Here is a 24,650-nt window from a genome sequence, read left to right as displayed (position 1 = left end):
GATTAGGCACGAGAAACGTAAGTTCCTTCTGCAGTGTTGATGATCAATTTTTGTCCAGCTTCGATGAAGTCTGGAACGTTGACAACAAGTCCAGTTTCCATAGTTGCTGGTTTACCAGAACCTGTAACAGTAGCACCTTTGATAGATGGTTGTGTTTCAGCGACTGTTAATTCAACAGTAGTTGGTACAGTTACACCGATTACTTCAGTTCCGTAGAATTGGATTTTCACATCAGAGTTTTCAAGGATGTAAAGCAATTCATTTTCAACGTTTACGACTGGGATTTCGTATTGGTCGTAAGTTTCAGTGTTCATGAAGTAGGCAGTTTCATCCATTTTGTACAAGTATTGAGCTGGAACAGTTTCGATAATAGCTTGTTCGAATTTTTCTTCTGGACGGTAGCTTGTGTCAAATGTAGAACCAGTACGGACATCACGCAATTTCATACGCATGATCGTGTTTCCTTTACCTGGTTTGTGGTGGCTAGCTTCCAAAACGCGGATCAATTTTCCGTCTGCAGTTTCAAATGTCATACCAGCTTTCAATTTGCTTGCTTCAATCATGTTTTTACCTCTTTAATAAATATTATTACTCTTCATTTTAACATAAAATCTTCTGGAAATAAAGTCAAAATAGTTATTGGAAGATGGTGGGAGCCAAAAAAACCAACCTCAGGGCTGGTTTTTTATATATTAATCTTCTTTCAACTTGGCCAATTCTTGGGCAAGGAGTTTAAGGGCGACTTGTGGGTTGGCTTGACCTTTGGTTGCTTTCATAAGGAAGCCTGTGAAGGCCTTGTCTGCGTTACGTTTGCCTGACTTGAAGTCGGCAACAGCCGCTTCGTTATCGGCAAAGACTTGGTGGATGATTGGAATTAAGACAGCTGGATCTGAGATTTGAATCATGCCTGCTTTTTCCACGTATTCACGCGCGCCGCCGCCATTTTTAGCCAGGTGGACAAAGACTTTCTTAGCAATCTTAGAAGAGATCGTACCGTCTTCGATGATGGCAATCATTTCAACCAAGTTTTCTGGTGTTAGTTTGATTTGTTCGAGAGTTTTGCCTTCAGCGTTCAAGAATTGAGCGACTTCCCCTTGGAGCCAGTTAGAGACTTGTTTGGCATCACCACCAAGGGCAACAGCTTTTTCAAAGAAGTCAGAAGTGACTTTATTTGCAGTCAACTGGCTAGCATCATAGTCTGACAAGCCAAGGTCAGATACATAACGCGCACGGCGTTCTTTTGGAAACTCTGGCAACTCAGTACGCATTTCCTCAATCCACTCATCTGAGATTTCAAAGAGTGGTAGATCTGGTTCTGGGAAGTAGCGGTAGTCAGCAGCCCCTTCCTTGACACGCATGAGGATGGTTGCCTTGTTAGCTTCATCATAACGACGAGTTTCTTGGCGGATTTGACCCCCTGAGCGAAGGATTTCAGCTTGACGTTGGACTTCGTATTCAAGACCCTTGCGAACATTTGAGAAGGAGTTGAGGTTTTTCAACTCAGTCTTGGTACCGAATTTCTCTTGACCATAAGGACGAAGGGAGATGTTGGCATCCACACGCATAGAACCTTCTTCCATCTTAACGTCAGAAATACCAGCGTACTGGATGACTTCCTTGAGGGCTGTCAGATAAGCATAGGCTTCTTCTGGCGAACGCATGTCGGCTTCAGATACAATCTCAATCAAGGGCACCCCTTGGCGGTTGAGGTCAACATAAGAGTAGCCATCAGTACCGTGGGTGTTTTTACCAGCGTCTTCCTCTAGGTGGGCACGTTCGATACCGATTTTCTTAGTTGTACCGTCTTCTAGCTCGACTTCAATCCAACCGTTATAGCCGATTGGCTCATCAAACTGAGAAATTTGGTAGGCTTTTGGATTATCAGGGTAGAAGTAGTTCTTGCGGTCAAAATGCATATTTTTGTGGATATCCATGTTGAGGGCAAGAGCAGCCTTGATTCCGGCATCGACAACACCTTTATTGAGAACTGGCAGTACGCCTGGGAAAGACCAGTCAATCACGTTAGTGTTGGCGTTTTGGTCATTTCCAAAGTGGGCAGAAGTAGGTGAGAAGATTTTTGAATTGGTGTTTAGCTCTACGTGGACTTCAAGTCCGATGACTGTTTCAAAGTTCATTAGTTGTCACCTCCAAAAATCACGGGTTGTTGTTTGTGGTAGTCTGTTGTTGCTTCAAAGGCAGCAGCAGCTTGGTAAATGGTTTCCTCAGAGTACTTAGGACCGATCAATTGGAGACCGACAGGTAGACCTTGAGAGAATCCAGCAGGAATCGAAATTCCTGGTAGACCAGCCAAGTTGACAGGGATGGTCAAAAGGTCAGCTAAGTACATAGCAACGGGGTCATGGTTGAGTGAATCTAAGTCATAGGCAACACTAGGAGCAGTTGGTCCCAAAATCAAGTCGTAATCTGCAAAGACGTTTTCGAAATCTTGGATGATGAGGGTACGGACTTGTCCAGCCTTTTTGTAGTAAGCATCATAGTAACCTGATGAAAGGCTGAAAGTACCTAGCATGATACGACGTTTCACCTCTTCACCGAAACCTTGGCTACGGCTGTTTACATAGATTTCATCAAGGTTGGTTGCATCCTCTGCGCGGTAGCCGTAACGGATACCGTCAAAGCGTTGCAAGTTTGATGAAGCTTCAGATGAAGCGATGATGTAGTAAACGGCAACACCGTATTTTGAGTGAGGCAGGCTCACTTCTTCAACGATAGCACCAAGTTTTTCAAAGTGCTTAGCAGCATTCAGAATAGTTTCCTTAACTTCTGGGTCAATTCCTTCACCAAGGTATTCCTTAGGCAAAGCAATTTTCATGCCCTTGATGTCTTGCCCGATTTTTGAAGTAAAGTCGGCAATACGGACAGGAGCAGAAGTGGAGTCTTTGGCATCTTCACTGGCAATAGCGTTGAGCAAGAGGGCATTTTCCTTAACAGTTGGTGCAAAAGGTCCGATTTGGTCTAGAGAGCTACCGAAGGCAATGAGACCGAAACGAGAAACCGTTCCGTAGGTTGGTTTGAGACCAACAATCCCGTTGAAGGCAGCAGGTTGGCGGATAGAACCACCAGTATCAGAACCAAGTGATAAACGGACTTGTCCAGAAGCTACAGCAGCTGCTGAACCACTTGATGATCCACCAGGAACCTTGCTGTGGTCCCAAGCATTTTTAGTAGCACCATAGTAAGAAGTCTCACCTGATCCACCCATGGCAAATTCGTCCATGTTGGTCTTTCCAACGACGATCATACCTTTAGATTTTGCATTGGAAACGGCTGTCGCATCAAAGATTGGCTCATAGTTGTAGAGCATTTTTGAGGCAGCAGTTGTGAGAATACCATCTGTGGAGATGTTATCCTTGACAGCTAGGGGAATTCCTGAAAGGACATTATCAGCGTCAATTCCAGCTTCATCAATAGCTTTAGCCTGAGCAAGAGCTTGATCTTCAGCGATTGTAACAAAAGCGTTAATAGCTGTCTCGCGTGACTTGATATCTTCAAGCGTAGCTTGGGTCAATTCTGTTGCAGAAATTTCCTTAGAAACAAGGAGATTGTGCAAGTCTTCAATGGTTTTATTGTTGAAAGTCATTAGGCATCTCCTCCGTCGTCTAAGATAGCTGGCACCTTGATATAGTAGTTGTCTTTTTCAGGTACGTTTTTAAACAGGCGCTCAAGGTCTGTTCCTTCTTCAGCCACATCAGGGCGAAGTACAGTTTTGCGGTCAGCCATAGTTGTAGTTGGTGCGACACCTGTTGTGTCAACTTCGCCCAGCAATTCAACCATGTCAACAATCTTAGACAAGGTAGTCGCAAAAGCGGCAGTTTCTTCTTCAGAGAATCTTAATTTTGAAAGATTGGCAACGTGTGTTACCTCTTCTTGCGTAATTTTCATCTTGCATCCTTTCGTGAAATGATGATTTTTAGTCTGTTCTATTTTACCATATTTTCCTATAAATAAGGGAGGTAAAGCTGAAAAAAGACATGTGGAGGCTAGAGAATGTGTTTTAATGATGATTTGTTTGAAAAGCGGATTTCAAAGGGGAAATTATATGATACAATGGTATAACAGAGAAGTGAAGACGGTGGTTACGAAATCGAAAGGAGGGTGATGTTTATGTGCAGAACCCGTAAAATCTTAGTAGAAAGGAGTAACCAGATTTGTTACCCTTTGAGGCTTTGACGCTCATGTTTGTAGCTGGTAACTTTGTTATCACGCTCCTGAAGTTCATCCTTGAATTGGTAAAAGAGACAAAAAAATAGCCGTCCTAACTTTGGCGAGTTAACGAGCTATTTTTTAGTTATGTAATTACAGCCACCGTCTTAAACGGCTTTGTAGGGTGTTGTTGACGCAACACCTTTTTCTATCTATATTCATTGTAACATTTATTTTAAAAATTGCAAGTGGAATTGTTCTACTCTAGCAGTGTCTTATATAAAATAGAAATTGAAAAAAATGCTAAAATCCGATATAATGGAGTGTTGAAAGGAATGGTAAAATCCAATGTAAAAATCATTCTTAGCTATTGAAACAACTTAAAATAGAGAATCAAAGAAAGAGAACTTATGAATATTCAAGAAGAAATTAAGAAACGTCGAACCTTTGCCATCATCTCTCACCCGGACGCGGGGAAAACGACCATTACTGAGCAGTTGCTCTACTTTGGGGGAGAAATTCGTGAGGCTGGTACTGTAAAAGGAAAGAAGACAGGAAACTTTGCCAAGTCTGACTGGATGGATATCGAGAAACAACGTGGGATCTCGGTAACCTCATCTGTGATGCAGTTTGACTATGATGGTAAACGAGTCAATATCCTGGACACTCCAGGGCACGAGGACTTCTCAGAGGATACCTATCGTACCTTGATGGCGGTGGATGCTGCGGTTATGGTAGTGGACTCTGCCAAGGGTATTGAGGCCCAAACCAAGAAATTGTTTGAGGTTGTGAAACATCGTGGCATTCCGGTCTTTACCTTTATGAACAAGCTGGACCGTGATGGTCGTGAACCACTAGATCTCTTGCAGGAATTGGAAGAAGTCTTGGGCATTGCTAGCTACCCGATGAACTGGCCTATCGGGATGGGGAAAGCCTTTGAAGGCTTGTATGACCTCTATAACCAACGTTTGGAGCTCTATAAAGGAGATGAGCGTTTTGCTAGTCTGGAAGATGGGGATAAACTTTTTGGCAGCAATCCTTTCTACGAGCAAGTCAAGGATGATATCGAACTGTTAAATGAAGCTGGGAATGAGTTTTCAGAGGAAGCTATTTTGGCTGGAGAATTGACGCCAGTCTTCTTCGGTTCAGCTTTGACAAACTTTGGTGTGCAGACCTTCCTTGAAACCTTCCTCAAGTTTGCTCCAGAACCACATGGACACAAGAAAACAGACGGAGAAATTGTGGATCCTTACGACAAGGACTTCTCAGGATTTGTCTTTAAAATCCAAGCCAATATGGACCCTCGTCACCGTGACCGTATCGCCTTTGTCCGTATCGTATCGGGTGAATTTGAGCGTGGTATGAGTGTCAATCTTCCTCGTACTGGTAAGGGTGCCAAACTGTCGAATGTCACTCAGTTTATGGCTGAAAGTCGTGAGAATGTGACCAATGCGGTAGCAGGAGATATCATCGGGGTTTACGATACAGGTACTTATCAGGTTGGGGACACTTTGACGGTTGGAAAAAACAAGTTTGAATTTGAACCCCTGCCAACCTTTACACCTGAGATTTTCATGAAAGTTTCTGCTAAGAATGTCATGAAGCAAAAATCCTTCCACAAGGGTATCGAGCAATTGGTGCAAGAAGGTGCTGTTCAGCTTTATAAAAATTACCAAACAGGTGAGTACATGCTGGGAGCGGTAGGTCAACTCCAGTTTGAAGTCTTTAAGCACCGTATGGAAGGCGAGTACAATGCGGAAGTAGTTATGAGCCCGATGGGTAAAAAGACTGTTCGTTGGATCAAGCCTGAGGACTTGGATGAACGCATGTCGTCAAGCCGAAATATCTTGGCCAAAGACCGTTTTGATCAACCGGTCTTCCTCTTTGAAAATGACTTTGCCCTCCGCTGGTTTGCGGACAAGTATCCAGACGTAGAGTTGGAAGAGAAGATGTAACTCAGTACCAACAACTGGAACTAAAGTTCCTAATTGTTGGACGCTAGTCGCTATTTGGCGAACTAGCTAACTGCCTTACTAACTACGTTTGGCAAATAGAATCGATTTGCCAAACTGCGTGTCGTAGTGTAACAATCGGCTTACCTAAACGCTTCACTAGGAAAAATCCACGAATATTATCGATTCGTGGATTTTTCCGTCGTAATAGATAAAAAAGGGTAACTGCCTTGCTAGCTGAGTTTGGCAAATGGAATCGATTTGCCAAACTCTGTGTAGTGGATAATAAGATAGCAAAGTATGTAGGGTTTTACCTTAGCCTTTTATAAAAAGATGTTGAATATTAGACCTTGTTCGTCCTATTATTAACATTTATGGTAATAACTTACAAATAAAAGAAAACTTCAGATATTCACCTTTTGTGATTGGTCTGAAGTTTTCTTTTTTACTGTCCGTATTTTTGGTAAAAATCAACTTTTACTTGGATGAAGGTTTTGGCTTCACGGAGGAGTTGAAGAAGGGTGGCACGGGTTTCAAATTCTTCTCTTGTCTTGGGTAGACTGCGGTTCCGAAAGACTTCTAGATAGCGTTCGATTTCATCTAGCAAATCAGAAGCAGGATTGGTCTGGCTTAGTTGACCTGCAATTTTTGAAAAGAGTTGCGCTAAAATCAGACTTTCGCTGGCAGCTAGGTGACAGGTATTGATCTGCTGGGCCATGTTTCGCAGGATACGACTTTGTCGTTGTCTCATCTCAAAGTAGTGGATATGGTAGTCGGTTTGGTGAAAGAGGTGGTCAGAGTGATCCAAATAGACCAGTCTGAGGGCTTCTTCCAAAAGGGTGTCTAATTCTTCAACCAGCTGTGCTCGATTGCGTCCGTCCCCTCTGGATAAATAATATTTGAAGCGTTGGAGGATATCTTTTAACTTTTCTTCTACTAATATGTGGTAGTGATGAATTTCCTCTTCTCGTGAAGGCATATAGAGATTGACCAGTAAGGCAAATCCTGTACCGATAGCAAAGAGAAGGAATTCATTGACTAGGAGATCTAGAGAGGTTGATTCTTGTACCAAGAGATGGCTAACCAAAACGCTACTTGGTGTGATGCCAATTTCCCAGCCCATCTTATAGGCCAGAGGAACGTATAGGGCAAGATAGAGGCCAAGGCTCCAGATATGAAATCCGCTCAAGTGAAAAGCCAAAACACCGATAGCCAGAGCGAGAAGCATTGAAAAAAGACGATTGCGGGCCAGTTTTAAAGTACTTCTACGTGTATCAGAGAGGCTTAAAAGAGCAATAATTCCAGCCGAGACAGCTGAAGAAAGATTGAGAAAATAAGCAAGAAGGCAGGCAAGACAGGTAGCTAAGATGAGTTTTGTCGTACGTTGGCTAATAGACATAAGAATTTCCTAGTAAGTTATACTCAATGAAAATCAAAAAGCAAACTAGGAATCTAGCCGCAGGCTGCTCAAAACACTGTTTTGAGGTTGCAGATAGAACTGACGAAGTCAGCTTAAAACACTGTTTTGAGGTTGTAGATAAGACTGACGAAGTCAGTAACCATACCTACGGCAAGGTGAAGCTGACGTGGTTTGAAGAGATTTTCGAAGAGTATTAGAATAAAAGCGGAAAAGACAAGACCGAAGTAGGCTTGTCTTTATGAGTTATTTTTTGCGGGCTGCTGCGTATTCGGCAACGGCAGTAAAGAGGACATCTGTAGAAGAGTTAAGAGCTGTTTCACATGAGTCTTGGATAACTCCAATCACAAATCCAACACCGACAACTTGCATGGCAATATCGTTAGAAATACCAAAAAGGCTACAAGCAACTGGGATAAGAAGGAGGGACCCTCCGGCAATACCAGAAGCACCACAGGCTGAGATAGCTGCGACTACACTAAGGACAAAGGCTGTAGCAAAGTCAACAGGAATTCCAAGAGTATTTACTGCAGCAAGGGTTAGAACGTTAATGGTAATCGCTGCTCCTGCCATGTTGATAGTAGATCCAAGTGGGATAGAAACTGAATAGGTATCTGGGTTGAGTCCAAGATCATGGCATAGTTTCATGTTGACAGGGATGTTGGCAGCAGAACTACGAGTGAAGAAGGCTGTTACACCGCTGACACGCAAACATTTCCAAACGAGAGGATAAGGATTTCTCTTCATAAAGAGGAAGGCAATTAGTGGATTGACTACTAGAGCTATAAAGAACATGGTTGTCACCAAGAGGGCAAGTAAGATTCCATAGTTAGCTAGACTTCCGATTCCTTTATCAGAGATAGTTTTGAAAACAAGGCCAAGGATTCCAAATGGAGCTAGGTTGATGATCCATTCGACAATTTTAGAAGTCACATCAGCCATGGTTTTTAGCAATTCTTTACTGTTTTTGCTGGCCTCTTTCATGGCAATCCCAAAAATAACTGCCCAAGATAGAATACCAATGTAGTTGGCAGTAATGAGGGCATTGACTGGATTGTCAACTAGTTTGAGTAAAAGGTTGCTGAGGACCTGGCCAATCCCATCTGGTGGTGTAATTTCTGTATTGACACTATTTAAGGTAATTTCAACTGGAACGATGAAACTAGCAAAGACAGCCACAAGTGCCGCTGCAAAGGTTCCCACTAAATAAAGAAAGATAACGGTTTTCATATTGCTATCTTGGCCCTTTTGATGTTGGGAAAGGGCGTTAGCAACGAGGGCAAATACCAGAATTGGTGCGATGGCTTTTAGACCACCAACAAAGAGATCTCCAAGTAGACCAATTCCTGAAACAGTAGGAAACGTCAGTCCAAGGATTCCTCCAAGAAGCATGCCAATCAAAATCCGTTTGATCAGGCTTGCCTTATTCCAAGCATGAATGAATTTTTTCATAACAATCTCCTTTATTGTGTAATGTTTATGATTATAGTATAAATATGAACTAAAATCAAGAATTTTCTGTCTATTTTTGAAATTATTTTTGAATATTTATGGAGATTCATCACTTGTGAAAGTATGGTATAATAAATGAAAGGAGTTTTCTATGCAAGAATTTTTTCAAACCTACCTCAATAAGCTTGATATAACAACGATTATTGAGAATATCCTAACAAAGTTAATTTCTCTGTTATTTCTATTTTTACTTTTCTATATAGCTAAGAAATTGCTCCATACCATGGTGCAGAGAATTGTCAAACCTTCTCTAAAAATGTCTCGTCATGATGTTGGACGTCAGAAAACAATCTCACGTCTGTTAGAAAATATGTTTAATTATACTCTTTATTTCTTTTTGCTCTATTGCATTTTGTCGATTTTAGGTTTGCCAGTTTCTAGTTTGCTGGCAGGTGCTGGGATTGCTGGGGTGGCTATTGGGATGGGAGCTCAAGGCTTTCTGTCTGATGTCATCAATGGCTTTTTTATCCTTTTTGAACGTCAACTGGATGTGGGAGATGAGGTTGTTCTGACAAATGGTCCTATTACTGTATCGGGCAAGGTCATCAGCGTCGGTATTCGAACAACTCAACTCAGAGGAGAAGACCAGGTTCTGCACTTCGTTCCCAATCGGAATATCACCGTCGTCAGCAATTTCTCTCGGACAGACCAGGTCTGAAATTTTAGTAGATTTATGGTATAATGGAAAGAGTTTGGTAAAGGAGAAAAGATGTTTTTAGAAAAACAGTTGGGCAATGGTTGTACCTGGATTAACCTAGATTTGGACAAGTTGAAAAAACTAGAGGACCTTTCTGAAATCTACGGTTTGGACAAGGAAACCATCGAATACGCACTGGATAGAAATGAGCGTGCCCACATGGATTATCACCGTGAAAATGGAACGGTGACCTTTATCTACAATGTCTTGGACTTGAAAAAGGATAAGGCATACTATGAAGCCTTTCCCATGACCTTTATCGTGGAACATCGTCGCCTGATTACCATCAGTAATACCAAGAACGCCTATGTCATTGAACAGATGACTCGTTATCTGGACAGTCATGATATGCTTTCGATTTACAAGTTTCTCTTTGCCAGTCTGGAGATCATCAGTAATGCCTACTACCCTGTCATCGAGCAGATGGATAAGAGTAAGGACGAGGTCAATGGTCTCTTGCGTCAGCGAACGACTAAGAAAAACCTCTTTGCTCTTTCCGACTTGGAAACTGGTATGGTTTATCTTACTGCGGCTGCCAAGCAAAATCGCATGTTGCTGGAACATATCCAAGGGCATGCCCTCTATCGCAGTTTTAACGAGATTGAGAGAGAGCAGTTTGATGATGCCATGATTGAGGCTCATCAACTGGTGTCCATGACAGACTTGATTTCTCAAGTCCTCCAACAACTATCAGCATCTTACAACAACATCCTAAACAATAATCTGAATGATAATTTGACAACCTTGACCATCATTTCAGTCTTGCTAGCCGTTTTGGCAGTCGTGACAGGCTTTTTCGGAATGAATGTTCCCCTACCTTTAACAGATGAGCCCCATGCTTGGATCTATATCAGCTTGGCTAGTGCAGGTTTATGTATTGTTTTGTCATTGTTATTAAGGAAAATTGCGAAAAAAAGTTAAGAAAAGGAGCCAGAATGGCGATTGAAAATTACATGCCAGATTTTGCTGTGGAAGCAGTCTATGATCTGACAGTTCCAAGCTTGCAGGCGCAGGGAATCAAGGCTGTTTTGGTCGATTTGGATAATACCCTCATTGCTTGGAACAACCCTGATGGGACGCCAGAGATGAAACAATGGCTACATGACCTTCGGGACGCGGGTATTCGCATCATCGTGGTCTCAAATAACACTAAAAAACGCGTCCAACGAGCAGTTGAGAAATTTGGGATTGACTATGTTTATTGGGCTTTGAAGCCTTTCACATTTGGGATTGATCGTGCCATGAGGGAATTTCACTATGGGAAAAATGAAGTGGTCATGGTAGGTGACCAACTTATGACGGATATTCGGGCAGCCCACCGTGCAGGCATTCGCTCAATCTTGGTCAAACCTTTGGTTCAACATGACTCGATCAAAACGCAGATTAACCGAGCTCGCGAGCGTCGTATGATGCGAAAAATCACTGAAAAGTACGGACCGATTACATATAAAAAAGGAATTTAACTATGGAAGAAATTCTCTGTATTGGTTGTGGAGCAACCATTCAGACGACAGACAAGGCTGGTCTTGGTTTTACGCCCCAGTCGGCACTTGAAAAAGGTTTGGAGACTGGCGAAGTCTATTGCCAACGCTGTTTCCGTCTCCGCCACTACAATGAAATCACAGATGTCCAGTTGACGGACAATGATTTCCTCAAGCTCTTGCACGAGGTGGGGGACAGTGATGCCTTGGTGGTCAATGTTATTGATATCTTTGACTTTAACGGTTCTGTCATCCCAGGTTTACCACGTTTCGTTTCGGGCAATGATGTCCTCTTAGTGGGAAATAAAAAAGATATCTTGCCCAAGTCTGTTAAACCGGGCAAGATTAGCCAGTGGTTGATGGAGCGTGCCCACGATGAGGGCCTTCGTCCAGTCGATGTCGTCCTAACTTCGGCACAAAACAAACATGCCATTAAGGAAGTCATTGACAAGATTGAACATTACCGTAAGGGCCGTGATGTCTATGTCGTTGGGGTAACCAATGTTGGGAAATCAACTCTTATTAATGCTATTATCCAGGAAATTACGGGTGACCAGAATATCATTACGACTTCGCGCTTCCCAGGGACAACCTTGGACAAGATTGAGATTCCGCTTGACGACGGTTCGTATATCTACGACACACCGGGAATCATCCACCGTCACCAGATGGCTCACTACTTGACAGCCAAAAATCTCAAGTATGTCAGTCCTAAAAAGGAAATCAAACCTAAAACCTACCAGCTCAATCCAGATCAAACCCTGTTTCTAGGAGGTCTAGGACGCTTTGACTTCATTGCAGGTGAGAAGCAAGGTTTCACTGCCTTCTTTGATAATGAACTCAAACTCCATCGTACCAAGCTAGAAGGAGCTAGTGCCTTTTACGACAAGCACCTTGGAACCCTCCTAACACCACCAAATAGCAAGGAAAAAGAAGATTTTCCAAAACTAATCCAACATGTCTTTAACATCAAGGATAAGACAGACCTAGTCATCTCAGGACTAGGCTGGATTCGCGTAACAGGTACCGCCAAAGTAGCAGTCTGGGCACCAGAAGGCGTCGCCGTCGTCACACGCAAAGCAATTATTTAAACACAGAAAGGAAAGGGTTATCTGAATTCGGGCGAGCATTGCGAGCCCATAACGAATACTTTTCGCCGTGGTGGCAGTTGGTACAAGAAATTGTACCAACAACGGAAAATCTGAAACCTTAGGCTCAAATTTTAGTCATGAAAGTCCGAAGGACTTTGCTGACGTCCGTCACCACTTCAGAAAAGTATAAAAAGAAACTCTTTTAAATGAAATATGTCATTAACATCAAAACAACGTGCCTTCCTCAACAGCCAGGCACACACCCTCAAACCCATCATCCAAATCGGGAAGAATGGCCTCAACGACCAAATCAAAACCAGTGTTCGTCAGGCTCTTGACGCTCGTGAATTGATCAAGGTTACTCTCTTGCAAAACACAGATGAAAATATCCACGAAGTAGCTGAAATCTTGGAAGAAGAAATCGGCGTGGATACAGTTCAAAAAATCGGACGCATCTTGATTTTGTATAAACAATCCAGCAAGAAAGAAAATCGCAAGATTTCTAAAAAAGTTAAAGAAATCTAAGAATGACACTCCCAAAAACTGTTTTTACAGAAGAGTAAAGGAGATTAACCTATGGCAATCGAATTATTAACTCCCTTTACGAAAGTGGAGTTAGAGCCAGAAATCAAGGATAAAAAACGGAAACAAGTCGGTATTTTAGGAGGGAATTTTAATCCCGTTCATAATGCCCATCTGATTGTTGCAGATCAAGTGCGCCAACAGTTGGGATTGGATCAAGTTTTGCTCATGCCCGAATACCAACCACCTCACGTAGATAAAAAGGAAACCATCCCTGAGCACCATCGCCTCAAGATGTTAGAATTGGCGATTGATGGGGTTGAGGGTCTAGCTATTGAGACCATCGAGCTAGAGCGTAAGGGGATTTCTTACACCTACGACACCATGAAGCTTCTAACAGAGAAGAATCCAGATACAGATTACTATTTCATTATCGGTGCCGATATGGTAGACTATCTGCCTAAATGGTACCGAATTGATGAGTTGGTGGAACTAGTTCAGTTTGTGGGAGTTCAGCGCCCACGTTACAAAGCAGGGACTTCTTATCCAGTCATCTGGGTGGATGTGCCCCTCATGGATATTTCATCTAGTATGGTGCGTGACTTTATCGCTCAAGGACGAACACCTAACTTTCTCCTACCTAAGCCTGTACTAGACTATATCGAGAAAGAAGGGCTTTACTGATGGCATACCAGGACTATATAAACTGTTCCCGTGAGGAATTATTGAAAAAAATGGCAGAGCTTCTACCCGAGAAACGTTTGACCCATTGTTTGGGTGTAGAGCGCGCAGCCATTGAACTTGCAGAACGATTTGGAGTGGATGCCGAGAAAGCAGGTCTAGCAGGTCTCCTTCATGACTATGCTAAAAAGCTATCAGATCAAGAATTTCTAGACTTGATTGACCGTTATCAGCTAGATCCTGACCTCAAAAACTGGGGCAATAATGTTTGGCATGGTATGGTCGGTATCTACAAAATTCAGGAAGATTTGGATTTGCATGATTCTGAAATCCTGCGATCCATTGAAATTCATACAGTAGGAGCGAGTCAGATGACAGACCTTGACAAGGTTATCTACGTCGCAGACTATATCGAGCACAATCGTGCCTTTCCAGGAGTGGATGAGGCGCGTGAGATTGCTGAGCTATCGCTCAATAAGGCAGTTGCCTACGAAACAGCTCGTACCGTGGAGCATCTAGCTCATCAGGGATTTCCCGTCTATCCCCAAACCCTTGAAACCTATAACGCTTATGTGCACTATTTGAAAGAGGACTAAATGAAGACGGCTTTTATAATCATTGATGTTCAGAATATTTTAGTGGAAACTGGGTTTCAGACAAAAAGTCTATTGGAAAAAATTTCTTATTTACAAAACCAGGCTAGAAGCAAGAATATCGAAATTATCTATGTTCAACATATTGAGAACTCTGAAGCTCAAACATCAGAAGATTGGCAGTTATCTGAGTTTTTAAGTCGAAAACCTAATGAAAAGGTCTTTCAGAAGAAGTATAACAGTATTTTCAAAGAAACTGGTTTAAAAGAATACTTGGATAAACAGGGGATTGAAAAATTAGTTTTATGTGGTATGCAGACAGAATATTGTGTGGATACCTCTGTCAAGGTTGCCTTTGAATATGGCTATCAGCTTATTATTCCAGAAGGAACTTGCACAACGTTTGATGGCGATGACATTCCAGCAGAAACGATAAATGAATTTTATGAGGGCATTTGGGAGGGGCGCTTTGCAGATGTCCTAGATTACAAACATATTTTCTAGAAAGAGGATTAAATGAAAGAAAAAGAATTACTAGAACTAGTCGTGAAGGCGGCTGATGAGAAACGTGCGGAAGATATCCTTGCACTTGACGTACAAGATTTGACCAGCGTGACGGACTACTTTGTCATTACTAGCTCGATGAATAGCCGTCAGTTGGACGCTATCGCTGACAATATCCGTGAAAAAGTAGCTGAAGCAGGCTTTAAAGGCAGCCATGTCGAAGGCGATGCAGCTGGAGGTTGGGTCTTGCTAGACCTCGGCAGTGTCGTTGTGCATATCTTCTCAGAAGAAATGCGTGCCCACTATAACCTTGAAAAACTATGGCATGAGGCGGATTCAGTAGACATTTCAGAAGCTTTGGCCTAGAAGATGAACTCAGTTGTAGTCAACTGGGTTTTATTTGCTTATTTTAGAAAAAATGGATAGAAAGGTAAGGGCTAGTGGTGTTTACCATGGAGCTCTTAGTAGCATGATTATGGCGACTTATGAAACCTTTGCGGCTGTTTATGATGCTGTGATGGACGATAGTTTATACGATAAATGGACGGATTTTTCCCTCCGTCATTTGCCAAAGACTAAGGAGAGAAAGAAACTCTTGGAGTTGGCTTGTGGGACAGGTATTCAGTCTGTGCGCTTTTCTCAGGCAGGTTTTGATGTAACTGGACTGGACTTGAGCGCGGATATGTTAAAGATAGCGGAGAAGAGAGCAGCTTCAGCCAAGCAAAAGATTGATTTTATTGAAGGCAATATGCTGGATTTGTCCAAGGCAGGTAAATACGATTTTGTCACGTGTTACTCGGACTCAATCTGTTACATGCAGGATGAGGTGGAAGTAGGGGACGTTTTTAAAGAAGTCTATAATGCCTTAAATGAAGATGGTGTTTTTATCTTTGATGTGCATTCGACTTACCAGACTGACGACGTTTTTCCAGGTTATTCCTATCATGAAAATGCAGAAGACTTTGCTATGCTTTGGGATACTTATGAGGACGAAGCCCCTCACTCTATCGTGCATGAACTGACTTTCTTTATCAAGGAAGCAGACGGATCCTTTAGTCGTCACGATGAGGTGCATGAGGAGCGTACATACGAGGTCTTAACCTATGATATTTTGCTGGAACAGGCTGGTTTCAAATCCTTCAAACTCTATGCGGACTTTGAGGACAAGGAGCCAACAGAAACTAGCAACCGTTGGTTTTTTGTGGCACAGAAGTAGGAGAATATCATGACCATCACAGGTATTATAGCGGAGTTCAATCCTTTTCACAATGGCCACAAATACCTGCTAGATCAGGCTGATGGACTGAAAATCGTGGCTATGTCAGGGAATTTTATGCAGAGAGGTGAGCCTGCAATTGTGGACAAGTGGACACGAGCCCAGATGGCATTGGAAAATGGCGCAGACTTGGTAGTAGAATTGCCCTTTTTAGTCAGTGTTCAGGCAGCAGATTTCTTTGGCCAAGGGGCTGTGGACATCTTGGCTCGTTTGGGCATTGATACTCTAGCCTTTGGGACAGAGGAAGTTCTGGATTACCAGAAAATCGCTGACTTATACACGGACCAGGCTACTGAGATGGAGAAATTTGTGGACAATCTGCCTGATTCCCTTTCCTATCCACAGAAAACCCAAGCCATGTGGAAGGAATTTGCAGGTCTTGATTTTTCGGGTGATACGCCCAATCATGTCCTTGCTCTTGCCTATGCCAAGGCGGTTGCTGGACGAAACATCAAACTGCATCCGATTCAGCGTCAGGGGGCAGGTTATCATTCTGTGGATAAGGATGTGGATTTTGCCTCGGCGACAGCTCTGCGTCAGCATCAGTCAGACCAAGATTTCTTAGAACGCTTTATGCCCTCTGTTGAACTCTTTGAGCAGGCCAGTAAGGTGAGCTGGAAAGATTATTTTCCACTTTTACGCTATCAAATTTTGTCAAATCCAGACCTAACCATCATCTATCAGGTCAATCAAGAAATGGCTGTGCGTATCAAGGAAGCTATCAAGACAGCCCAGTCTGTGGAAGAATTGGTCGAGGAGGTTGCGACCAAACGCTATACCAAGGCGCGTGTCAGACGCCTCTTGACCTATATCCTAGTGCAGGCCAGAGAAAGTGACTTGCCAGAAGCCATTCATGTCCTTGGCTTTACCGATAATGGTAGACAGCATCTCAAGTCTTTGAAAGAGCAGGTCAATCTAGTCAGCCGAATTGGAAAAAAAACATGGGATGCCGTGACCCAAAAGGCAGATCAAATCTACCAACTAGGACACCCGAGTATAGCAGAACAGAATTTCGGCAGAGTACCCATTAGAATAGAATCAAACTAAGTCTACTGAAAGGTAGGCTTTTCTAAACAACAAGTTTATTTTAGTGAATGTATTATAAATTCCCAAAAACATATTCTATTTTAGGTTTGTGAAAATCACTTTTTTATGGTAGAATGTAAAAGAATGTATGTCATTCGGAATAACAATAAAATGAGGTAAAAACATGGAAATCATGTCGCTTGCGATTGCTGTTTTTGCCGTCATCATTGGTTTAGTCATTGGATATGTCAGCATCTCAGCCAAGATGAAATCATCTCAGGAAGCTGCGGAGTTGATGCTTTTAAATGCTGAACAAGAAGCAACTAATTTACGTGGACAAGCTGAGCGTGAAGCGGATTTACTTGTTAATGAAGCCAAACGTGAAAGCAAGTCTCTTAAAAAAGAAGCACTATTGGAGGCCAAAGAAGAAGCCAGAAAATACCGTGAAGAAGTGGACGCTGAATTCAAATCAGAACGTCAAGAACTCAAACAAATCGAAAGTCGTTTGACAGAGAGAGCTACTAGCCTTGACCGTAAGGACGACAATTTGACGAGTAAAGAACAAACACTTGAACAAAAAGAACAAAGTATTTCTGATAGGGCGAAAAACCTTGATGCGCGTGAAGAGCAATTAGAGGAAGTCGAAAGACAAAAAGAAGCTGAACTAGAGCGTATTGGTGCTCTGTCTCAGGCAGAAGCACGAGATATTATCTTGGCTCAGACAGAGGAGAACTTGACCAAGGAGATTGCCAGTCGCATTCGCGAAGCTGAGCAAGAGGTCAAGGAACGTTCTGACAAAATGGCCAAGGACATCTTGGTTCAAGCTATGCAACGTATCGCTGGTGAATATGTAGCGGAGTCAACAAACTCAACAGTTCATCTGCCGGATGATACTATGAAGGGACGCATTATTGGTCGTGAAGGTCGTAACATTCGTACCTTTGAAAGTTTGACAGGGGTCGATGTGATTATCGACGATACGCCAGAAGTGGTGACCTTGTCAGGATTTGACCCGATTCGTCGCGAGATTGCCCGTATGACCATGGAAATGTTGCTCAAGGATGGTCGTATTCATCCGGCTCGTATCGAAGAGTTGGTTGAGAAAAACCGTCAAGAGATTGACAATAAAATCCGTGAATATGGTGAGGCTGCTGCCTATGAGATTGGTGCGCCAAACCTTCATCCAGACTTGATGAAAATCATGGGTCGCTTGCAGTTCCGTACTTCATATGGACAAAATGTCTTGCGTCATTCGATTGAGGTTGCTAAGCTGGCTGGTATCATGGCGAGCGAGCTTGGTGAAAATGCGGCTCTTGCCCGTCGTGCAGGATTCCTTCACGATATCGGGAAAGCTATTGACCGTGAGGTTGAAGGTAGCCATGTGGAAATCGGTATGGAATTGGCCCGTAAGTACAAGGAACATCCAGTTGTGGTGAATACGATTGCTAGCCACCACGGCGATGTTGAAGCTGAAAGCGTGATTGCAGTGATCGTTGCTGCAGCAGATGCCTTGAGCGCAGCCCGTCCGGGCGCTCGTAGTGAGTCTCTTGAAAGCTATATCAAGCGTCTTCATGATTTGGAAGAAATTGCGAACGGCTTTGAAGGAGTACAAACTAGCTTTGCTCTTCAAGCAGGACGTGAAATCCGTATCATGGTCAATCCAGGACAAATCAAAGACGACAAAGTCACAATCTTGGCTCACAAAGTTCGTGAGAAAATTGAAAATAATCTCGATTACCCAGGAAATATCAAGGTAACCGTGATTCGCGAGCTTCGTGCAGTAGATTATGCTAAATAAATAAGAAAGAGCAGTTGAAAAATTACTGCTTTTTTGTTACACTAGATAGAAAGATTGTAGTGTGCAGAAATGGCTTTAGACATATAATCTTACAGAAATTTTCAAGTCATTTCACAAACTATCTAAAGGAGACATCATGGCAGACCGTGGCTTACTAATCGTTTTTTCAGGCCCTTCTGGAGTTGGGAAAGGAACGGTTAGACGAGAAATTTTTGAGAGTTCTGATAATCAATTTCAATATTCAGTATCTATGACGACACGGGCACAACGTCCAGGCGAAGTAGATGGTGTTGACTATTTCTTCCGTACGCGTGAAGAATTTGAAGAATTGATCCGTCAAGGACAAATGTTAGAGTATGCAGAGTATGTAGGAAACTACTATGGAACTCCTCTGACTTATGTCAATGAAACGCTTGATAAGGGTATTGACGTCTTCCTTGAAATTGAAGTGCAAGGAGCTCTTCAGGTCAAGAAAAAAGTTCCAGATGCAGTCTTTATCTTTTTGACACCGCCAGATTTAGAAGAATTGCAAGACCGTCTCGTAGGCCGTGGTACGGATAGCGCAGAAGTGATTGCTCAGCGTATCGAAAAAGCCAAGGAAGAAATTGCTTTGATGCGTGAGTATGACTACGCTATTGTAAATGACCATGTTCCTCTTGCCGCAGAACGTGTAAAACGTGTGATTGAAGCAGAACATTTCCGTGTAGACCGCGTGATTGGTCATTATCAGGATATGCTACCAAAGTCTCCGACTATTCGATAAACTATAGAAAACAGGTACAAACAAATGATGCTTAAACCCTCTATTGATACCTTACTTGACAAGGTACCATCAAAATATTCACTCGTAATCTTGTTAGCAAAACGTGCTCACGAATTAGAAGCTGGAGCACCTCCAACTCAAGAATTCAAATCTGAAAAATCAACTCTTCGTGCCTTGGAAGAAATTGAATCAGGGAATGTAACCATCCATCCAGATCCAGAAGGAAAACGCGAAGCTGTTCGTCGCCGTATCGAAGAAGAAAAACGCCGCAAAGAAGAAGAAGAAAAGAAAATCAAAGAGCAAATCGCTAAAGAAAAAGAAGATGGTGAAAAAATTTAAGGTTGGGGGGACTCAATCTTATTTTTTCTATTGCAAGAACGTACTGATACTCAATGAAAATCAAAAAGCAAACTAGGAAGCTAGCCGCAAGCTGTACTTGAGTACGGTAAGGCGACGCTGACGTGGTTTGAATTTGATTTTCGAAGAGTATGACAAGGAGGAGGTGAGAAGATGACCATAGCCAATATTATCGTAGATGTACCCTTGATGCAGACAGACCAGCCCTATAGTTATAGGATTCCGGAGGAATTTGAGGGAATGCTGGAAGTTGGGATGCGGGTTCATGTGCCTTTTGGCAAGGGGAATCGCCTGATTCAAGGGATTGTTCTTGGTTTGGAGTCCCAATCAGATGAAGAAGAGATAGAGCAAGATTTAAAAGATATTGTCGAGGTGCTGGATTTTTCTCCTGTTCTCACGCAAGAACAACTCTGGCTGGCTGAGGAGCTCCGCAAATCTGTCTTCTCCTACAAAATCTCCATCCTCAAGGCCATGTTGCCGGGATTTCTAAATTCCAGCTATGACAAGATTCTCTATCCTCAGGAAGGTTTAAGTCAGGAAGACCGAGAGCGCTTGTTTGGTTCTGAAGATTCGCTAGCCTTTTCCTCTCTGGATTTAGCTAAGCAAGCTGAAATGATGCGGTTGACTAGAAAAGGTCTGCTTGGTCTGGAATATCAGGCAGTCGATCAAAAGAAGGTCAAGACCCAATCTTGGTATGAGGTGAATCTTGCTCAATTAGAGGGTGTTGAGATTTCTGTACGCGCCAAGAAAAAGTTGGAATTGAAAGACTATTTATTGTCTCATCCTGAGAGTGCTTCCTTGGCTAGTTTGTTAGAGTCCTACTCGCGAGAGCAAGTCAACTTCTTTGTAGAACAAGGTGCTGTTACCATAGTTCAAAAGGAAGTTCAACGCTCGGCTGCTTATTTTGAAGGCATTGAGGCAAGTCGACCTTTGGAGTTGAATCCGGAGCAAAGACAGGCGCGAGATGCGGTTGTGAGTGCGATTGGCAGTCATCAGCCACCCTTCCTCCTTCAAGGGATTACAGGAAGTGGGAAGACCGAGGTTTACTTGCAGATTATCCAAGGGGCCTTGGATAAGGGCAAGACAGCTATTTTGCTGGTACCTGAGATTTCCTTGACTCCTCAGATGACGGAGCGTTTTATAGCACGTTTTGGGGACAAGGTTGCCATTCTTCACTCAGGCTTATCCAATGGTGAAAAGTATGATGAATGGCGCAAGGTAGAACGTGGCGATGCTCAAGTTGTTGTTGGTGCCAGATCGGCTATCTTTGCTCCGCTGAAAAATCTGGGTGTCATGATTATTGATGAAGAGCATGAAGCGACTTATAAGCAAGACAGCAATCCCCGTTACCATGCCCGAGAGGTGGCTATTTTACGGGCCCAGTATAATCAAGCGGCTCTGGTGCTTGGGTCTGCGACACCGAGCTTAGAGAGCCGTGCGAGGGCTGGAAAAGGTGTCTATCAACACTTACGTCTGACCCAACGGGCTAATCCTTTAGCTACGATCCCTGAGGTTCAAGTGATTGATTTTCGGGACTATATAGGACAGAATGAGACGTCAAATTTTACGCCCCCTTTGCTAGAAGCCATTCAGGACCGTCTAGCTAAAAAAGAGCAGGTGGTTCTCATGCTCAATCGCCGTGGCTATTCTAGCTTTGTTATGTGCCGGGAATGTGGGACTGTTGATACCTGTCCAAACTGCGATATTTCTCTTACCCTGCACATGGATACCAAGACTATGAACTGTCATTATTGTGGTTTTTCTAAGGAAATTCCTCATGTCTGTCCAAACTGTCAAAGTCGCAGTATTCGCTATTATGGCACAGGGACTCAGAAGGCTTACGATGAGCTAGCAGAGCTCTTTCCGCAAGCACGTATTCTGCGCATGGATGTGGATACCACTCGTAAGAAAGGCAGCCACCAAGCCTTGCTTGATCAGTTCGGGAAAGGCGAAGCTGATATTTTACTTGGAACCCAGATGATTGCCAAGGGCTTGGATTTTCCAAATGTGACTTTGGTTGGTGTTCTCAATGCGGATACAGCCTTGAACTTACCTGATTTTCGTTCTTCAGAGAGAACCTTCCAACTATTGACTCAGGTGGCAGGTCGAGCAGGTCGAGCCGAAAAGGCTGGGCAGGTCTTGATTCAGTCCTACAATCCTCAGCACTATGCTATAAGATTTGCCAAAGATCAAGACTACGAAGGCTTTTATGCCTATGAAATGGGAATCAGACGACAACTTGGTTATCCACCTTACTATTTCACCATTGGAATTACCCTTTCTCACAAGAAAGAAGAAGAGGTGGTCAAACGTGCTTATGAAGTTATGAATATTTTGCGGTCAGGTTTGTCCGAAACCAGTAACCTTCTAGGGCCAACGCCCAAACCTATTGCTCGTACCCACAACCTCTATCATTACCAGATTTTAATTAAATACCGCTTAGAAGATGAGCTGGAGCCAACCCTCAATCAGGTCTTGGCCTTGACTCAAGAAAGGGAAAATAGTGAGCTCCGTCTCAGCATTGACCATGAGCCACAGCAATTTTTATAAGAAGGAGAATATATGACAAAACTAATTTTTATGGGGACGCCCGACTTTTCAGCAACCGTCTTAAAAGGTCTTTTGACAGATGACCGCTATGAGATTGTAGCGGTTGTAACTCAGCCAGACCGGGCTGTTGGTCGTAAAAAAGTGATCCAAGAAACCCCAGTCAAGCAGGCTGCCAAGGAAGCAGGCCTTCCTATTTATCAACCTGAAAAATTATCTGGAAGTCCAGAGATGGAAGCTATTATGAAGCTAGGAGCAGATGGAATTGTGACTGCTGCTTTTGGCCAGTTTCTTCCAAGTAAACTCCTTGATAGTATGGACTTTGCGGTCAATGTTCACGCTTCTCTTCTTCCTAAACACCGTGGTGGTGCTCCTATCCATTACGCCTTGATTCAAGGGGATGAGGAAGCTGGTGTGACTATAATGGAGATGGTTAAGGAAATGGATGCAGGGGATATGATTTCTCGTCGCAGTATTCCGATCACGGATGAGGACAATGTCGGTACCTTGTTTGAGAAATTGGCGCTAGTTGGTCGTGATTTGCTTTTGGACACTTTGCCTGCCTATATTGCTGGGGAAATTCAACCTGAACCGCAGGATCCAAGCCAAGTAACTTTCTCACCAAATATCAAACCTGAGGAAGAAAAATTGGACTGGAACAAGACCAATCGTCAACTCTTTAATCAAATCCGTGGGATGAATCCATGGCCTGTTGCCCATACTTTTCTCAAAGGTGACCGCTTTAAGATTTATGAAGCCCTACCAGTAGAAGGCCAGGGAAATCCAGGTGAAATCCTCTCTATTGGTAAGAAAGAATTGATTGTCGCAACGGCTCAAGGAGCTCTATCTTTCAAACAGGTGCAGCCAGCGGGTAAGCCTAAGATGGACATTGCTTCCTTCCTCAATGGAGTTGGACGTACATTAACTGTGGGAGAACGATTTGGTGATTAAAGTAGAAACGGCTAGAAGTTTAGCCTTGGAGGTGTTGGAGGATGTTCTCGTCAATCAAGCATACTCAAATATTGCCTTAAATAAACATCTCAAGGGGAGTCAACTTTCGGCAACAGACAAGGGTTTGGTGACCGAGCTGGTCTATGGAACGGTAGCCCGTAAACTGACTCTGGAATGGTACCTATCCCACTTTATCCAAGACAGAGACCAGTTAGACAGCTGGCTCTATGTCCTTCTCCTCATGAGTGCCTATCAACTCCAATATTTGGATAAGCTTCCTGACCATGCAGTGGTCAATGAGGCAGTGGAAATTGCAAAATCTCGTAAGAAGGGTAGTGAAAAACTGGTCAATGCTGTTCTTCGTCGTATTTTGCGTGAGGGCTTGCCAGATATTGCCAGTATCAAGCGTAAAAATAAGCGTGATTCCATTGCCTACTCTCTTCCAGTTTGGTTGGTTTCTAAGCTCAAGGAAGAATATGGTGAAGAACGAGCGCAAGCTATTTTTGAAAGCCTCTTAGTGCGAAACAAGGCCAGTATTCGTGTAACAGACCTTGACCGAAAAGAGGAAATCAAAAAATTGCTCGGTGCAAGTGATTCCATGTTGTCAGCCACAGGTTTGGTCAAAGAGCAAGGGAATTTTGCAGGCCATGATTTGTTTGCGAATGGTTCCATTACTATCCAAGACGAGTCCAGCCAGTTGGTTGCTCCAACGCTTGATTTACAAGGTGAAGAGAAGGTTCTAGATGCCTGTGCCGCTCCAGGTGGAAAAACAGCCCATATAGCCTCTTATCTCACGACAGGTCAGGTTACTGCTCTGGACTTGTATGACCACAAGTTGGACTTAATCCAAGAAAATGCAGAGCGTTTAGGAGTTGCATATCGGGTCCAAACGCAAAAATTGGATGCCAGAAAAGTGCACGAGTTTTTTGGTCAGGATTCATTTGATAAGATTTTGGTGGATGCTCCCTGTTCAGGCATTGGTCTTCTGCGCCGCAAACCAGATATCAAATACAATAAAGAAACGGCAGATTTCGCGTCCTTGCAGGAAATTCAGCTAGAAATATTAGGTAGTGTTTGTCAAACACTAGGCAAAGGTGGTATAATAACTTATAGTACCTGTACTATCGTCTCAGAAGAGAACTTTCAAGTCGTACAGGCATTTTTAGAAAGTCATCCTGAATTTGAGCAGGTAAAACTAGAACATGAATGTAAGGATATCATGAAAGACGGCTGTATCCTCATTACACCTGAATTGTATGGAAGTGATGGATTCTTCATCAGTCAATTTCGTAAGATATCGGATTAGGAAGGAACTGAC

Annotated in this window: 26 protein-coding genes; 20 read left to right on the top strand and 6 right to left on the bottom strand. The window is 43.1% G+C overall.

Annotated elements, in window-relative coordinates:
• Positions 1 to 2 precede the first annotated feature (2 nt).
• From efp to gatC, 4 genes are all read right to left on the bottom strand, one after another.
• Positions 3 to 563: an elongation factor P gene (gene efp / locus QM959_RS01105; RefSeq protein WP_000568643.1), complete on the bottom strand. Its 561-nt coding sequence runs from the start codon at positions 561 to 563 to the stop codon at positions 3 to 5.
• A gap of 129 nt (positions 564 to 692) precedes the next feature.
• A complete protein-coding gene (gatB, locus tag QM959_RS01100) occupies positions 693 to 2,135 on the bottom strand; it encodes an Asp-tRNA(Asn)/Glu-tRNA(Gln) amidotransferase subunit GatB (RefSeq protein ID WP_414370845.1) in 1,443 nt (480 codons plus the stop codon).
• A complete protein-coding gene (gene gatA, locus QM959_RS01095) occupies positions 2,135 to 3,601 on the bottom strand; it encodes an Asp-tRNA(Asn)/Glu-tRNA(Gln) amidotransferase subunit GatA (protein WP_414370843.1) in 1,467 nt (488 codons plus the stop codon). Before gatA ends, gatB begins: the two co-directional genes overlap by 1 nt.
• On the bottom strand, positions 3,601 to 3,903 hold the full coding sequence (gene gatC / locus QM959_RS01090) for an Asp-tRNA(Asn)/Glu-tRNA(Gln) amidotransferase subunit GatC (protein WP_414370841.1): 303 nt from the start codon (positions 3,901 to 3,903) through the stop codon (positions 3,601 to 3,603). Before gatC ends, gatA begins: the two co-directional genes overlap by 1 nt.
• Positions 3,904 to 4,196: 293 nt before the next feature.
• On the opposite strand from gatC, the gene QM959_RS01085 reads away from it, so the two are divergent.
• Both QM959_RS01085 and QM959_RS01080 read left to right on the top strand, forming a co-directional pair.
• Entirely contained in the window at positions 4,197 to 4,271 is a 75-nt protein-coding gene (locus QM959_RS01085; RefSeq protein ID WP_232610068.1) for a hypothetical protein, read from the top strand.
• A 303-nt stretch (positions 4,272 to 4,574) separates the two neighbouring features.
• The gene (locus QM959_RS01080) at positions 4,575 to 6,119 is read left to right on the top strand and encodes a peptide chain release factor 3 (RefSeq protein ID WP_247935241.1); all 1,545 of its coding nucleotides are present in this window, start codon (positions 4,575 to 4,577) and stop codon (positions 6,117 to 6,119) included.
• Positions 6,120 to 6,561: 442 nt separating this feature from the next.
• Here the strand turns inward: QM959_RS01080 and QM959_RS01075 are convergent, their stop codons facing one another.
• The gene (locus tag QM959_RS01075) at positions 6,562 to 7,515 is read right to left on the bottom strand and encodes an aromatic acid exporter family protein (protein ID WP_414370839.1); all 954 of its coding nucleotides are present in this window, start codon (positions 7,513 to 7,515) and stop codon (positions 6,562 to 6,564) included.
• 26 nt (positions 7,516 to 7,541) lie between these two features.
• Between QM959_RS01075 and QM959_RS01070 the strand changes: the two genes are divergently transcribed.
• Positions 7,542 to 7,733, top strand: a complete 192-nt coding sequence (locus tag QM959_RS01070) for a hypothetical protein (RefSeq protein ID WP_414370838.1) — start codon at positions 7,542 to 7,544, stop codon at positions 7,731 to 7,733.
• Positions 7,734 to 7,779: 46 nt separating this feature from the next.
• Here QM959_RS01070 and sstT read toward each other — a convergent pair whose 3' ends face one another.
• The gene (sstT, locus tag QM959_RS01065; protein ID WP_414370836.1) at positions 7,780 to 8,985 is read right to left on the bottom strand and encodes a serine/threonine transporter SstT; all 1,206 of its coding nucleotides are present in this window, start codon (positions 8,983 to 8,985) and stop codon (positions 7,780 to 7,782) included.
• A gap of 151 nt (positions 8,986 to 9,136) precedes the next feature.
• On the opposite strand from sstT, the gene QM959_RS01060 reads away from it, so the two are divergent.
• The 17 genes from QM959_RS01060 to rsmB all read left to right on the top strand — a co-directional run bounded on the left by QM959_RS01060 (position 9,137) and on the right by rsmB (position 24,638).
• Entirely contained in the window at positions 9,137 to 9,703 is a 567-nt protein-coding gene (locus QM959_RS01060) for a mechanosensitive ion channel family protein (RefSeq protein ID WP_414370834.1), read from the top strand.
• 51 nt (positions 9,704 to 9,754) lie between these two features.
• Entirely contained in the window at positions 9,755 to 10,663 is a 909-nt protein-coding gene (locus tag QM959_RS01055; protein ID WP_414370832.1) for a magnesium transporter CorA family protein, read from the top strand.
• A 14-nt stretch (positions 10,664 to 10,677) separates the two neighbouring features.
• On the top strand, positions 10,678 to 11,205 hold the full coding sequence (locus QM959_RS01050; RefSeq protein ID WP_414370830.1) for a YqeG family HAD IIIA-type phosphatase: 528 nt from the start codon (positions 10,678 to 10,680) through the stop codon (positions 11,203 to 11,205).
• Positions 11,206 to 11,207: 2 nt separating this feature from the next.
• Positions 11,208 to 12,314, top strand: coding sequence for a ribosome biogenesis GTPase YqeH (yqeH, locus tag QM959_RS01045; protein ID WP_414370829.1), 1,107 nt, complete (start codon positions 11,208 to 11,210; stop codon positions 12,312 to 12,314).
• A gap of 213 nt (positions 12,315 to 12,527) precedes the next feature.
• A complete protein-coding gene (yhbY, locus tag QM959_RS01040; protein WP_000060171.1) occupies positions 12,528 to 12,839 on the top strand; it encodes a ribosome assembly RNA-binding protein YhbY in 312 nt (103 codons plus the stop codon).
• 51 nt (positions 12,840 to 12,890) lie between these two features.
• On the top strand, positions 12,891 to 13,520 hold the full coding sequence (locus tag QM959_RS01035; RefSeq protein WP_368909875.1) for a nicotinate-nucleotide adenylyltransferase: 630 nt from the start codon (positions 12,891 to 12,893) through the stop codon (positions 13,518 to 13,520).
• Complete coding sequence (yqeK, locus tag QM959_RS01030; RefSeq protein WP_414370828.1) at positions 13,520 to 14,113, top strand: bis(5'-nucleosyl)-tetraphosphatase (symmetrical) YqeK; 594 nt, start codon at positions 13,520 to 13,522, stop codon at positions 14,111 to 14,113. The genes QM959_RS01035 and yqeK overlap by 1 nt, the downstream gene beginning before the upstream one ends.
• Positions 14,114 to 14,614, top strand: a complete 501-nt coding sequence (locus QM959_RS01025; protein ID WP_414370826.1) for a cysteine hydrolase family protein — start codon at positions 14,114 to 14,116, stop codon at positions 14,612 to 14,614.
• Between the two features lie 12 nt (positions 14,615 to 14,626).
• Entirely contained in the window at positions 14,627 to 14,980 is a 354-nt protein-coding gene (rsfS, locus tag QM959_RS01020; RefSeq protein ID WP_247935232.1) for a ribosome silencing factor, read from the top strand.
• Between the two features lie 109 nt (positions 14,981 to 15,089).
• Positions 15,090 to 15,830: a class I SAM-dependent DNA methyltransferase gene (locus QM959_RS01015; protein ID WP_247935265.1), complete on the top strand. Its 741-nt coding sequence runs from the start codon at positions 15,090 to 15,092 to the stop codon at positions 15,828 to 15,830.
• Positions 15,831 to 15,839: 9 nt separating this feature from the next.
• Complete coding sequence (locus tag QM959_RS01010) at positions 15,840 to 16,937, top strand: nucleotidyltransferase (protein WP_414370824.1); 1,098 nt, start codon at positions 15,840 to 15,842, stop codon at positions 16,935 to 16,937.
• A gap of 163 nt (positions 16,938 to 17,100) precedes the next feature.
• Positions 17,101 to 18,714, top strand: coding sequence for a ribonuclease Y (locus tag QM959_RS01005; RefSeq protein ID WP_000404936.1), 1,614 nt, complete (start codon positions 17,101 to 17,103; stop codon positions 18,712 to 18,714).
• Positions 18,715 to 18,850: 136 nt separating this feature from the next.
• Complete coding sequence (gmk, locus tag QM959_RS01000) at positions 18,851 to 19,477, top strand: guanylate kinase (RefSeq protein ID WP_414370822.1); 627 nt, start codon at positions 18,851 to 18,853, stop codon at positions 19,475 to 19,477.
• Between the two features lie 24 nt (positions 19,478 to 19,501).
• A complete protein-coding gene (gene rpoZ, locus QM959_RS00995; protein ID WP_414370820.1) occupies positions 19,502 to 19,816 on the top strand; it encodes a DNA-directed RNA polymerase subunit omega in 315 nt (104 codons plus the stop codon).
• A gap of 171 nt (positions 19,817 to 19,987) precedes the next feature.
• Positions 19,988 to 22,384: a primosomal protein N' gene (locus tag QM959_RS00990; protein ID WP_414370819.1), complete on the top strand. Its 2,397-nt coding sequence runs from the start codon at positions 19,988 to 19,990 to the stop codon at positions 22,382 to 22,384.
• Positions 22,385 to 22,396: 12 nt separating this feature from the next.
• Entirely contained in the window at positions 22,397 to 23,332 is a 936-nt protein-coding gene (fmt, locus tag QM959_RS00985; protein ID WP_414370817.1) for a methionyl-tRNA formyltransferase, read from the top strand.
• Complete coding sequence (rsmB, locus tag QM959_RS00980) at positions 23,325 to 24,638, top strand: 16S rRNA (cytosine(967)-C(5))-methyltransferase RsmB (RefSeq protein WP_414370815.1); 1,314 nt, start codon at positions 23,325 to 23,327, stop codon at positions 24,636 to 24,638. Before fmt ends, rsmB begins: the two co-directional genes overlap by 8 nt.
• Positions 24,639 to 24,650 lie beyond the last annotated feature (12 nt).

It is taken from the genome of Streptococcus mitis, assembly GCF_047459985.1.
Classification (GTDB): domain Bacteria; phylum Bacillota; class Bacilli; order Lactobacillales; family Streptococcaceae; genus Streptococcus; species Streptococcus mitis_DZ.
Note: the sequence above shows the minus strand (reverse complement) of the source record. Positions and strands in the feature narration are given on the sequence as shown.

Excerpts from the sequence above, each read along its gene's own strand:
- yhbY (WP_000060171.1), top strand. The coding sequence starts at position 12,528 with ATGTCATTAACATCAAAACAACGTGCCTTCCTCAACAGCCAGGCACAC.
- QM959_RS01035 (WP_368909875.1), top strand. The coding sequence starts at position 12,891 with ATGGCAATCGAATTATTAACTCCCTTTACGAAAGTGGAGTTAGAGCCA.
- QM959_RS01050 (WP_414370830.1), top strand. The coding sequence starts at position 10,678 with ATGGCGATTGAAAATTACATGCCAGATTTTGCTGTGGAAGCAGTCTAT.
- efp (WP_000568643.1), bottom strand. The coding sequence starts at position 563 with ATGATTGAAGCAAGCAAATTGAAAGCTGGTATGACATTTGAAACTGCA.
- QM959_RS01075 (WP_414370839.1), bottom strand. The coding sequence starts at position 7,515 with ATGTCTATTAGCCAACGTACGACAAAACTCATCTTAGCTACCTGTCTT.
- QM959_RS00990 (WP_414370819.1), top strand. The coding sequence starts at position 19,988 with ATGACCATAGCCAATATTATCGTAGATGTACCCTTGATGCAGACAGAC.
- QM959_RS01055 (WP_414370832.1), top strand. The coding sequence starts at position 9,755 with ATGTTTTTAGAAAAACAGTTGGGCAATGGTTGTACCTGGATTAACCTA.
- QM959_RS01015 (WP_247935265.1), top strand. The coding sequence starts at position 15,090 with ATGGCGACTTATGAAACCTTTGCGGCTGTTTATGATGCTGTGATGGAC.
- rsfS (WP_247935232.1), top strand. The coding sequence starts at position 14,627 with ATGAAAGAAAAAGAATTACTAGAACTAGTCGTGAAGGCGGCTGATGAG.
- QM959_RS01005 (WP_000404936.1), top strand. The coding sequence starts at position 17,101 with ATGGAAATCATGTCGCTTGCGATTGCTGTTTTTGCCGTCATCATTGGT.
- QM959_RS01025 (WP_414370826.1), top strand. The coding sequence starts at position 14,114 with ATGAAGACGGCTTTTATAATCATTGATGTTCAGAATATTTTAGTGGAA.
- sstT (WP_414370836.1), bottom strand. The coding sequence starts at position 8,985 with ATGAAAAAATTCATTCATGCTTGGAATAAGGCAAGCCTGATCAAACGG.
- gatB (WP_414370845.1), bottom strand. The coding sequence starts at position 2,135 with ATGAACTTTGAAACAGTCATCGGACTTGAAGTCCACGTAGAGCTAAAC.
- gmk (WP_414370822.1), top strand. The coding sequence starts at position 18,851 with ATGGCAGACCGTGGCTTACTAATCGTTTTTTCAGGCCCTTCTGGAGTT.
- gatC (WP_414370841.1), bottom strand. The coding sequence starts at position 3,903 with ATGAAAATTACGCAAGAAGAGGTAACACACGTTGCCAATCTTTCAAAA.
- yqeK (WP_414370828.1), top strand. The coding sequence starts at position 13,520 with ATGGCATACCAGGACTATATAAACTGTTCCCGTGAGGAATTATTGAAA.
- QM959_RS01060 (WP_414370834.1), top strand. The coding sequence starts at position 9,137 with ATGCAAGAATTTTTTCAAACCTACCTCAATAAGCTTGATATAACAACG.
- gatA (WP_414370843.1), bottom strand. The coding sequence starts at position 3,601 with ATGACTTTCAACAATAAAACCATTGAAGACTTGCACAATCTCCTTGTT.
- fmt (WP_414370817.1), top strand. The coding sequence starts at position 22,397 with ATGACAAAACTAATTTTTATGGGGACGCCCGACTTTTCAGCAACCGTC.
- yqeH (WP_414370829.1), top strand. The coding sequence starts at position 11,208 with ATGGAAGAAATTCTCTGTATTGGTTGTGGAGCAACCATTCAGACGACA.
- QM959_RS01080 (WP_247935241.1), top strand. The coding sequence starts at position 4,575 with ATGAATATTCAAGAAGAAATTAAGAAACGTCGAACCTTTGCCATCATC.
- QM959_RS01010 (WP_414370824.1), top strand. The coding sequence starts at position 15,840 with ATGACCATCACAGGTATTATAGCGGAGTTCAATCCTTTTCACAATGGC.
- rpoZ (WP_414370820.1), top strand. The coding sequence starts at position 19,502 with ATGATGCTTAAACCCTCTATTGATACCTTACTTGACAAGGTACCATCA.
- QM959_RS01070 (WP_414370838.1), top strand. The coding sequence starts at position 7,542 with ATGAAAATCAAAAAGCAAACTAGGAATCTAGCCGCAGGCTGCTCAAAA.